The sequence below is a fragment of the Microcoleus sp. Pol1C5 genome, assembly GCF_036701115.1.
In the GTDB taxonomy this organism is placed as follows: Bacteria; Cyanobacteriota; Cyanobacteriia; order Cyanobacteriales; family Microcoleaceae; genus Microcoleus.
Genome location: NZ_JAUBQE010000113.1, coordinates 1 through 5285 on the forward strand (window position 1 = coordinate 1; position 5285 = coordinate 5285).

Annotated in this window: 3 protein-coding genes; 2 read left to right on the forward strand and 1 reads right to left on the reverse strand. The window is 50.9% G+C overall.

Annotated features, from left to right (window positions below; all coding sequences use genetic code 11):
- Nucleotides 1–291 precede the first annotated feature (291 nt).
- Nucleotides 292–1329: a pyruvate dehydrogenase (acetyl-transferring) E1 component subunit alpha gene (gene pdhA, locus QUA23_RS30435; RefSeq protein ID WP_333079608.1), complete on the reverse strand. Its 1038-nt coding sequence runs from the start codon at nucleotides 1327–1329 to the stop codon at nucleotides 292–294.
- 460 nt (nucleotides 1330–1789) lie between these two features.
- Here pdhA and QUA23_RS30440 point away from each other — a divergent pair, with 460 nt between their 5' ends.
- Complete coding sequence (locus QUA23_RS30440; protein WP_333079609.1) at nucleotides 1790–4111, forward strand: IMS domain-containing protein; 2322 nt, start codon at nucleotides 1790–1792, stop codon at nucleotides 4109–4111.
- A 108-nt stretch (nucleotides 4112–4219) separates the two neighbouring features.
- Nucleotides 4220–5251 carry a glycosyltransferase family 4 protein gene (locus tag QUA23_RS30445; protein WP_333079610.1) on the forward strand — a complete coding sequence of 344 codons (1032 nt, stop codon included), beginning with the start codon at nucleotides 4220–4222 and terminating at the stop codon, nucleotides 5249–5251.
- The last annotated feature ends 34 nt before the right edge of the window (nucleotides 5252–5285 follow it).

Genomic DNA, 5285 nt, shown 5'->3' on the forward strand with positions numbered 1-5285 from the left:
TATGTTCAAGTAAGCAAATCGAAAATTATTTTGCTCACTGCTGTTACTGTACCTTTTAGTCACGCAAAGTGCTGTATAAAGTCTACCTTTGATTCTAGCCACAATTTATGGTAGTAAGGTTCGCAGTGCATATACTACAACTAGAGTTTGTACGTAAGTCTTACAGGGTATTGCAGGTTTAGGAAGTGCCGTAGGTACACAGGCTTTAGCCTGTGTCCCTACGGGGAGCTATCACTCTTGTGGGGTGGGCATCCTGCCCGCCCTAAACATACAAGTTAAATGCACAACTGCTTACTCATCTTCTGCATAGATAAACCGATACAATTCGCTAGGATCTGGCTCAGCGCTTTTCTCCGCAAAATCGACTGCATCATCAATTACTGCTTCAATTTTATTATCGATCTCTTTCAATTCTTCAGCAGTTGCCAAAGTTCGATCGATCAAATCAGCAGCCAACTTCTTAATCGGATCGCGAGGGAACCAATATTCCTTCTCTTCTTTAGAACGCAACTCATCAGGATCGGCCAAAGAATGCCCGCGAAAGCGATAAGTCAAAGCCTCGATCAGAGTGGGCCCTTCGCCGGCGCGCGCCCGCGCTATAGCTTCCTTCGCCACTTCCCGCACCGCCAAAACATCCATCCCGTCAACCTCGACGCCAGCCATGCCAAAAGCATGAGCTTTCTTGTAAATCAGCGGGTCAGAAGTAGCTCGCTCGTGGGCCATCCCGATCGCCCATTTGTTGTTTTCCACAACATAAATAATCGGCAACTTCCACAAAGCCGCCATATTTAAACACTCAAAAAACTGACCGTTATTGGCAGCACCGTCGCCAAAAAAACAAGCAGTTACCCCATCGGAACTCTCATCGCCCAAAGCTTCGCGACGGTACTTCGATTGAAAAGCCGCCCCCGTAGCTACAGGAATTCCCTCAGCCACAAAAGCATAACCTCCCAACAGTCGGTGTTCTGCCGAAAACATGTGCATCGAACCGCCGCGGCCCTTCGAGCAACCAGTTTCCTTCCCGAACAACTCCGCCATTACCTCCCGCGCCGGGACGCCCGCGCTCAAAGCGTGAACGTGATCGCGGTAGGTGCTGCTGACGTAATCGGTATCATCCCGGCGCATTGATCGAATCACGCCAGTAGACACAGCTTCCTGACCGTTGTACAAGTGGACAAAACCAAACATTTTGCCCCGGTAGTACATCTCAGCACACTTGTCCTCAAAATAGCGCCCCAAGACCATATCCTCGTAGAGCATCAAGCCCTCATCCCGAGAAATGTTTACGCTTTGCGCGTCAAAAACTGGTAAAGTCCGTTCCTGAACCATAAATAATTAATACCCGACGATCGGCTTCCTAGACATCTAAATTTAAACCGAGATGGGACACAACCGCAGCAGAAAACGATCGCACCTTTTTTGTACAGCAGCTCAGCAATTGTTAAAATGAGTTTGGCAGGCGGAGCGGCTTGCCGGGACTTGGAGAACCAACTCCCATCTAAAACCGATGCCAACAAATGATATAATTCCATTACTCTCAAACCCGAATAATGCTCTGCAAGTCAAACCACTCCTTTAGCTGACGGGTAGCTGACGGGCAGTGGGGCGTGGCATTTTCCTCACTGTAAAACGCTGTAGAGGGAAAAAAGTCAGAGTATCTCTACGGCAAGTCCAAGATACCGTGAATTGAGCGGTTGGAAGCCAACACCAGAATTTTTGATTGGGTTTGCGGGAGTATCTCACTTAAGATAGGCTAATTCAGTTGCTAGCGCTTTGGGGAAGTGGACGAGTGTTAATTCCACTAGATTACTACCGGATTTTGGGTCTACCGATTCAAGCTACTGCCGAACAGTTGCAGCAGGCTCACCGCGATCGAACTTTACAGCTTCCGCGCAGGGAGTATTCTGAAGTTGCGATCGTCGCCCGCAAACAACTGCTCGATGAAGCCTGCGCCGTTCTGTCAGACTCAGAGGGGCGCAAAGCTTACGATGCCAGTTTTTTAGCCAAAACTTACGATCGAGAGTCGGAAGCCGCACTCGAAGCCAAGCACCAGAGGTCAAAAACCTCAGCAGGCACGGCCACCTTCCTGCAAGAGGCAGGAGAAACCGCTCCGCCAGAGTCCAAGACTTTAGATGCTGCTCCCGACCCCCACACTCCAAGTATTGAAATCGATGACAACCAATTCGTAGGAGCCCTGCTCGTACTGCAAGAACTGGGGGAATACGAACTCGTACAGAAGCTGGGTCGCCCGTATCTTAACAATGGCAGCATCGCGATCGCAGAAGGTCGTTTCGGCGACCCTCAGCTCGTGCGGCCAGATATAGTTTTAACTGTCAGCCTTGCCTGTCTAGAACTCGGCCGCGAACAGTGGCAGCAAGGTCAGTACGAAAATGCCGCAAAATCATTAGAAGCAGGTCAAGAATTGCTGCTGCGCGAAAGCCTATTTGCAAGCGTGAGGGGTGAAATGCAAGCCGACATATACAAACTCCGTCCGTACAACATTTTAGAGCTACTATCCCTCCCGGAAGAAAAAGTCGCCGAGCGTCGTCGGGGACTGCAAATCCTGCGAGAAATGCTTCAAGAACGAGGCGGCATCGACGGATCGGGAGACGATCGATCGGGTTTAGGAATAGAAGACTTCCTCCGGTTCGTGCAGCAAATGCGTAAACACCTAACCAGCAGCGAGCAGCAGGCGCTATTTGAAGCCGAAGCCGGCCGCCCCTCCGCAGTCGCCACTTACCTCTCGGTCTACACCCTGTTAGCCCAAGGATTTGCAGCCAGACAGCCATCGATGATCCGTCGGGCCAAGCTGATGCTGATGCAGCTCGGTCGCCGCCAAGACGTTCACCTGGAAAAAGCCGTCTGTTCCCTGCTGCTGGGCCAGACAGAAGAAGCCAGCCGCTCCCTCGAACTCAGTTCGGAAAAAGAACCCCTGGCATTCATTCGCGAACATTCCCAAGATTCACCCGACTTGTTGCCCGGACTGTGCTTGTACGCCGAACATTGGCTACAAGAAGAAGTGTTTCCCCACTTCCGCGACTTGGCCAACGAGTCTGTGTCCTTGAAAGAATACTTTGCCGACCCGAAAGTACAAGCTTACCTAGAAGCTTTGCCACAGGACGCAGAAACCGCCAACGAATGGGTCGTCGTGCAGCCCCGCTCCGGCAAGCCCCCAGGGCGACTGCAACCGACAGCAGCCCGATCGCCCGCTGCCATACCCCCACAGCCACCCACAGCCAAGCAGGGAGCCAGTACCGTCACCTTGACCCCCGTACCGGGCGACGCTTCCACCGCAGCATCGGGGGCGAAATCCCAGGCAACGGTGGCCGCGCCGAGCGCTGTTGCCCCCGTCTCTATCCCGATAGCGACAGTGCCACACCCGGCAGAATCGACTTCCAAACAACGCAGACGCCAACATTCAGGGCGCAGCGGAGCAAGCGGCAATGGGCTCAAGGGCGATTTGGTCGATCGAGCGCGTACCAAGGCAGCAGAAATTACCGCCCAAGTCAAGTCCATGCCTCCAAACAGGCTGGCTTTGTTTCTAGTCGCAGGTGTCCTGAGCCTGTTACTCCTGTGGTTAATACTCAGTCTGTTGGCGAGCGCCATGCAAGCCCTATCGGGCCCATCCCTCCAAGGAGAGCAAGCCCTCGTCCGCCTGGAAGAACCGCCCCTAGAAATCCCAGCCTTGACCGCGGCCCCAGAGCCGACCGCTGCAGGCGCAGTGTCGGGAGAAATCACTGAGGCATCAGCCGAACAAATAGTTCAAAGCTGGCTGTCGGCGAAAGCAGCGGCTTTGGGCCCCAATCACGCTGTCGAAGAATTAAAGCAAGTTCTGACAGAACCGGCTTTGTCTCGCTGGCAATTGATGGCAGAAGCTCAACAGCGAAACAACGCGCACCAGCGTTATGTACACAAGCTGCAAGTTGATGCAGTTAAGACGAATCCGACTAATCCCGATCGCGCTCAAGTAGAAGCCCAAGTCGCGGAAAAAGCCGAAGTGTTCGATCGATCTCAGCTCGTTTCTTCCCGCAACGAAAACCTGCGGGTGCGCTACGACTTAATCCGTCAAGAGGGACAGTGGCGGATTATGGATTGGCAAGTGATTAAGTAAGGAATTGGTAATTAGTAATCGGTAATTGGTAATTTCTGCTGGCTAATTACTAATTACCAATTTCTGATTATTAGGTGAATTTTTAATTCCAAAAGCGGGAGTTTTGAATTGCAGATTATTGTTGAAGGCTGGCGTTTTATTTATCATTCCTATTGCGTAGCCAATCAATTTCAACTGCTGGAAATGCTCGCTCGCCCGCCAGGACAAATTGAGCTTTTCCACCGCGATATGCCCTACATTGACGCAGCTTGGGAGACGAAAATTAGTTTGTTCGATCGCCCAAATGAAATATTACTCCGCAGCATTAAGAGCCCTTCGGTAAATCAATCAGCCGATGTTACCCTGCGAATGTACTGCCCGTGGGACTTCTCGGCATCCAGCAGCGCTCAAACTTGGGTATTTGTAGCCACAGAATGGGGGATTGTTACCAGTACATTATTACAGGCCATGGGTGTTAAGTCGATCGCCGAAACTCCGGTTAACTCAGAAACGAAAATTATTACACCTTCAGCTTGGTCAAAAGCTGGCTTAATTCGCAGCGGTGTGGAAGCCGATCGCATTGCCGTTGTACCTTTGGGAGTCGATCCTCAGATTTATTATCCTGCGGCGGGCGATCGGCGTCAATCACTGCGCCAAAGCTTGGGCTGGTCAAACTATTTTATATTTTTAAACATCGGAGGGCAAACCGATCGCAAAGGTATTCGCCCTTTATTAAAAGCCTTCGCTGCGGTAGTTGACAAATATCCAGATGCGAGATTAGTTTTAAAAGGTTCAGAAGTGCTTTATCCGTCCAGAGACGAGATTGCCGAAGCCTGCCGAGTTGTGCTCAACGATGCCGAAAGAGCGAGGGTTTTACCGAGATTAATTTATACTGGTAGCCAGCTATCTTTTGCTCAAATAGCAGAGTTTTACCAAGCAGCAGATGTTTATGTTTCTCCCTATTTGGCAGAAGGTTTTAATCTGCCGGTGTTGGAAGCTGCAGCTTGCGGTTTACCGGTTATTTGCACTGCGGGCGGCCCTACCGATGATTTTACGCGCTCGAACTTTGCACAGCGGATTGAGAGTAAATTTACGGCTGTGGTGAGTGACGGGGAAACGGGAGCATCCCGCTTTTTAACTAAGCATAACTACTCATTTTAATCTCATTATTTAAATACGCACATCTTAGTCTTAA

Excerpts from the sequence above, each read along its gene's own strand:
- pdhA (WP_333079608.1), bottom strand. The coding sequence starts at position 1,329 with ATGGTTCAGGAACGGACTTTACCAGTTTTTGACGCGCAAAGCGTAAAC.